Source organism: Massilia sp. CT11-108, from assembly GCF_047302915.1.
In the GTDB taxonomy this organism is placed as follows: Bacteria; Pseudomonadota; Gammaproteobacteria; order Burkholderiales; family Burkholderiaceae_D; genus Telluria; species Telluria orientalis.
The window spans coordinates 1-4,282 of record NZ_JBKYMO010000469.1; the positions used below are offsets into that span (position 1 = coordinate 1).

The following is a 4,282-nucleotide window of genomic DNA, read 5'->3' on the forward strand; positions in this document are numbered from 1 at the left end:
CGGCCGCCCTGCCGGGCATGCCGGCGCCCGCCATGCCGGCCCCGGCGCCGGAACAGGATGGCGTGTCGGAAGTGCGCATCACGCTGCTGGCCCCCACGGAGCTGTTCGTCCTCGGCCGCAAGACGGGCGCGATGAACGTGATCCTGCAGGATGCCGACGGCCGCTGCCACCTGAAGGACATCGTCGTGACCGTCGATCCGGAAGCGCTGCAGTCGCTGCTGGCTGACCTGGTGCCGGACGAACGCGGCATCCGCGTCAAGGCCGCCGAAAACAGCCTCGTGCTGACGGGCGAAGTCAGCGACGCCGCGGTCCTCGACCAGGTGCTGGCGCTGGCCGCGTCCTACGGCGACGGCAAGAAGGTCGTGAACCTGCTGCACGTCGCGGGCGCCCAGCAGGTCATGCTCGAGGTGAAGATCGCGGAAGTCAGCAAGACGCTGCTCGACAAACTTGGTTCCAGCGTCGGCCTCGCCCGCAGCCGCAATGGCGGCACGGACACGTTCTCGCTGCTGTCGAACTTCCTCAGCGAAGGCGGCGGCTTCGCCCAGGCGATGCGGCTCGGCCGCACGACGCTGCAGGTCGACGGCCAGAAGGACGACGGCCTCGTGCGCGTGCTCGCGGAACCGAACATCATGGCCGTCAGCGGCCAGCAGGCCAGCTTCCTCTCGGGCGGCAAGATCTTCATCCCGGTCGCGCGCGATCCGGGCGCCGGCGGCTTCACGACGATCACGCTGGAAGAAAAGGAATTCGGCATCGGCATCAAGTTCACGCCGACGGTGCTGGGCGGCGCGCGCGTCAACCTCAAGATGGTGTCCGAGGTGTCCGACCTGTCGCAGACCGGCAACCCGTTCGCGACGATCAACGGCGTCACCTCGGTGCTGCCCTCGTTCACCGTGCGGCGCGCCGACACGACGGTGCAGCTGAACGACGGCCAGAGCTTCGTCATCGCGGGCCTCATCAAGAACAACACGACGGAGACGGTCAAGCGCTTCCCCGGCCTGGGCGAGATCCCCGTGCTCGGCGCGCTGTTCCGCAGCAGCGAATTCCAGAAGGACCAGACGGAGCTGATGTTCGTCGTCACGCCCCGCCTCGTCAAGCCGCTGGCCGCCACGCCGCGCCTGCCCACCGACAACCACGTGCCGCCGGCACGGGCCGACGTGTACCTCAACGGCAGCCTCGAAAGGAGCGACAAATGAAGACCCTCACCGTATGCGCGCTGGCGCTGCTGGCCGCCGGTTGCGCGGCGACCCCGACCCCGCGCTACGACATGCAGCTGGGCGCGGCCGTGCGCGAGGCCAGGCTGGCGATGACGATCGATCCCGCCGCGGGCAGCCGCCCCGACGAGGTCAAGGGCATCGACGGCCGCGCCGCGAAGGAAGCGATCAAGCGCTACCGGGATTCGTTCAAGGAGCCGCCGCCCGTCGTGAACGTCGTCAACATCGGCGGCGCGCTCGGCGCAGGCAACGGCGGCTCCGGCGGCCGGTGAACATGTTCCACTCACGATCAGCTTGAAAGGACACACCTGGACGAATGCGGAGCGCCGTCGGCTCCGATATGAAGTAGTAGCAGAAGCAGCAAGGGGCCGACCGCGGTCGACCCATGATTTTCCACCAACCAGTCATTGAAAGGACTTCGACATGGACATCCTGACCACCATGAAAACCCTGGCCGCCGACTTTGCACGCGAAGAAGAAGGTTCGCAAGTCGTCGAATACGGACTCATCATCGCCCTGGTGTCGATCGCGCTGGCCATCGGCCTCGCCAAGATCGCCGGTTCCGATCCGTTCTCGGCGTTGGCCACCAAGATCGGTAACTGCCTGAACGGCAACTGCACCCCTAGCGGCACCTAGACCGGGCCACCGTGGACCTGGTCCTCTGCCGGAAGCCAGGTCCACGAATCGCGAGAGGAGGAGGACGATCATGCGGTTCCTGATCAAACAGAGGAGAAACGAAGCGGGCGCGGTCATCGTCACCGTCGCGCTCCTGCTGTTCCTGCTGCTCGGCTTCATGGGACTGGCGCTCGATCTCGGCCATCTCTTCATCATCCGGACGGAACTGCAAACGTCGATGGACGCGTGCGCCCTCGCCGCCGCGCAGGAATTGAACGGCCAGCCCGATGCGCTGGCACGGGCCACCAATGCCGGCATCGCGGCCGGCAACGCGAACCGGGTCGACCTGCAGTCCGCGACGTGGAAAGGCAAGGGCCAGGTGACGGCCGCCGACATCACGTTCCGCGACCAGAACCACGACGTGGGCGCCACCAGTGCGACGGCGCGCTACGTACGCTGCAACCACACCCAGCACGACACGGCGACGAACCTCGTCCACATGGCCGGCCTGCTCGTCGGCTCCTCGGCGTTCGCCGCGAAGATGGACGTCGCCGCCCTGGCGGAAGCGACGACCACGCCGGCCCAGTCGGCCTGCCCCATGCCCCTCGCACTGAAACCGAAGGCGGGCGGCGCCAAACCCAATTACGGGTTCGTCAAGGGCGAATGGGTCACGCTGTTAAGCAAGAGCAATGCCTCAGCCGGGCAGATCGGCTGGGCGAACCTGGACGGCAGCAGCAGCGCCTCGGAAACGGAAGCAGAACTGAAAGGCTATTGCGGCACCAGGGTGGGCAGCAAGCTGGGCACGCCCGGTGTGCAGGGAACGATCGCGGATACCTGGAACACACGCTTCGGCATCTACAAGAACAACAGCGGACCGGATGTCGCGAGCCCCGATTTTACTGGCTACGTATATACCAAGGCCGGCACCTGGCAGGCTGGCAGCAATGCCTACAACGATTTCGTCGATCAGCGCCAGAGTTTTACCAACTGCGCCGCGTCGGTCAGTGCCTGTGAGAACCTGACCAAACTCAAACTCAACCAGTTCAAGACGGTCGCCACGGGCGGGCCGAACGGTGACCTCAAAAAGTACGGCAGCAACCGGCGGCTCGTCGTGGTGCCGGTCGTCGACGGCGGCAGCAACGTAATCGACTTCGCGTGCATGCTCATGCTGCAGCCGATTCCCTCGCCGTTCGACGACGTGCAGCTGGAATTCCTGGGCAACGCGTCGGATGCGGCCAGTCCCTGCACGGCCAACGGTCTCCCGGGCGGTCTCGCGGGGCCGCTCGTTCCCGTCCTCGTACGTTAGGAGTTCGCCATGAAGAACCACAAAGGCGTTGCGCTCGTCGAGTTTGCCCTGGTCCTGCCGCTGCTCGTCATGCTGCTGTTCCTGACGACGGAATTCGGCCGCGCCTACTACCAGTACGACACGATCACGAAAGCGGTACGGCAGTCGGCGCGCTACCTGTCGGTCCGCGCCCAGGGCACGGGCATCGCCAACGCCAGGAACATCATCGTCTACGGGAACCCGAACGGCACCGGCTCCCCGCGCATCGCGGGACTGACGCCGTCCAACGTGCCCGATCCCGTCTGGAGCACGACGGGCAGCTACCCGGTCATGAACACCGTCACCGTCAGCGTCACCGGATTCACGTTCGTGCCGATGGCCGGCAACGTGTTCGGCATGCGTCTCAACAACATCGTCTTCGGCACGATCCAGGCCACGATGCGGAGCCCGTCATGAACACCAGACAAAAGGGTTCGACCAGCGTCGAATTCGCCCTCGCCTTCCTGCTGCTCCTCGGCTTCGTGCTGGGCATCCTCGACTTTGCGCGCCTGCTGTACACGTGGAACGTCGCCGGCGAGACCGCCCGCGCCGGCGCCCGGTACGCCGTCGTGTGCGCGGATCCGACCGACAAGGCACGGATCCTCGCGACGATGCGGGGCCTGATGCCGCAGATTTCCGACATCGACGTCGCCTGGCAGCCAGCCAACTGCGATGCGACCAACTGCGAATCCGTCACCGTCTCGATCACGGGCCTGCAATTCCGCTGGATCGCGCCCATCCCGAGCCTGCTGGCCAGCCCGCTGGTGATGCTGCCCGGTTTTTCGACCTATCTCCCGCGCGAGATGATGACCTACAACCCCCTGCTCTGCTAGCCCATCGAGAGGACACCATGAAAATCGTAATCGTTTCCGAGGACAAGGCCTTCCTCAAGCTGGCGGCCTCGATCCTGGCCATCACGGGCCATGACATCATGAGCACGGCCGGCAACGCGGCCGAGCTGCGCACGCTCGCCAAGGCACTGGCGCCGGACGTGCTGCTGCTGGACGGCCGCGACGACAAGGCGCTCGACTTCGCCCAGATCGAGCGCACGACCCTGCAATGTCCCGGCGTGGCGGTGCTGCTGCTGTCCACCGCGCGCGCGCCCGGCTTCCTGATCGACGCGATGCGGGCC

The 4,282-nt window shown here is 66.1% G+C and carries 7 protein-coding genes; all 7 read left to right on the plus strand.

Going from position 1 to position 4,282, the window contains the following annotated elements:
- Positions 1-1,193: type II and III secretion system protein family protein (locus tag ACEN88_RS25505; protein WP_413344162.1), on the plus strand; the 1,193-nt coding region annotated here is incomplete at its 5' end.
- On the plus strand, positions 1,190-1,483 hold the full coding sequence (locus ACEN88_RS25510; RefSeq protein ID WP_413344163.1) for a hypothetical protein: 294 nt from the start codon (positions 1,190-1,192) through the stop codon (positions 1,481-1,483). The genes ACEN88_RS25505 and ACEN88_RS25510, both read left to right, overlap by 4 nt.
- A gap of 151 nt (positions 1,484-1,634) precedes the next feature.
- Positions 1,635-1,847 (plus strand): Flp family type IVb pilin, encoded by a 213-nt coding sequence (locus ACEN88_RS25515; protein WP_413344164.1) that lies wholly within the window; start codon positions 1,635-1,637, stop codon positions 1,845-1,847.
- A gap of 70 nt (positions 1,848-1,917) precedes the next feature.
- Entirely contained in the window at positions 1,918-3,132 is a 1,215-nt protein-coding gene (locus ACEN88_RS25520; protein WP_413344165.1) for a pilus assembly protein TadG-related protein, read from the plus strand.
- Positions 3,133-3,141: 9 nt separating this feature from the next.
- Positions 3,142-3,567 carry a TadE/TadG family type IV pilus assembly protein gene (locus tag ACEN88_RS25525; protein WP_413344166.1) on the plus strand — a complete coding sequence of 142 codons (426 nt, stop codon included), beginning with the start codon at positions 3,142-3,144 and terminating at the stop codon, positions 3,565-3,567.
- Positions 3,564-3,983, plus strand: coding sequence for a TadE/TadG family type IV pilus assembly protein (locus ACEN88_RS25530; protein WP_413344168.1), 420 nt, complete (start codon positions 3,564-3,566; stop codon positions 3,981-3,983). Before ACEN88_RS25525 ends, ACEN88_RS25530 begins: the two co-directional genes overlap by 4 nt.
- A gap of 17 nt (positions 3,984-4,000) precedes the next feature.
- A partial coding sequence (locus ACEN88_RS25535; RefSeq protein WP_413344169.1) for a hypothetical protein occupies positions 4,001-4,282 on the plus strand: 282 nt, incomplete at its 3' end.

Excerpts from the sequence above, each read along its gene's own strand:
- ACEN88_RS25510 (WP_413344163.1), top strand. The coding sequence starts at position 1,190 with ATGAAGACCCTCACCGTATGCGCGCTGGCGCTGCTGGCCGCCGGTTGC.
- ACEN88_RS25515 (WP_413344164.1), top strand. The coding sequence starts at position 1,635 with ATGGACATCCTGACCACCATGAAAACCCTGGCCGCCGACTTTGCACGC.
- ACEN88_RS25520 (WP_413344165.1), top strand. The coding sequence starts at position 1,918 with ATGCGGTTCCTGATCAAACAGAGGAGAAACGAAGCGGGCGCGGTCATC.
- ACEN88_RS25525 (WP_413344166.1), top strand. The coding sequence starts at position 3,142 with ATGAAGAACCACAAAGGCGTTGCGCTCGTCGAGTTTGCCCTGGTCCTG.
- ACEN88_RS25530 (WP_413344168.1), top strand. The coding sequence starts at position 3,564 with ATGAACACCAGACAAAAGGGTTCGACCAGCGTCGAATTCGCCCTCGCC.